This is a genomic window from Achromobacter sp. GbtcB20, assembly GCF_019091095.1.
In the GTDB taxonomy this organism is placed as follows: Bacteria; Pseudomonadota; Gammaproteobacteria; order Burkholderiales; family Burkholderiaceae_B; genus Achromobacter; species Achromobacter mucicolens.
Window position 1 is genome coordinate 1 of sequence record NZ_JAGXJZ010000663.1, and the last position, 256, is coordinate 256.

The following is a 256-nucleotide window of genomic DNA, read 5'->3' on the forward strand; positions in this document are numbered from 1 at the left end:
GCTTGAGCGTGTGGAGATGGATCACACCGACCTCGATCTTTACGTTATCGATGACCATCGAGGCATCCCCCTTGGCCGACCTACGGTCACGGTAATCATTGACACGTACACCAAGTACATCCTCGCACTTTATTTGAGCTTTGAAGGCGAGTCTCTTGGACGCGTGTGTCAAAGTTTGCGCCTGGCCCTTCGTCCGAAAGACGACCTGACGACCGCAGCCATGGCGAGAAACGAATGGCTGACGCCCGGAATCTTC

At 54.7% G+C, this 256-nt stretch carries 1 pseudogene; it reads left to right on the forward strand.

Features of this window, described 5'->3' with window-relative positions:
- Positions 1–16 precede the first annotated feature (16 nt).
- A pseudogene (locus tag KVT32_RS30635) lies at positions 17–256 on the forward strand (transposase); the annotation flags it as partial.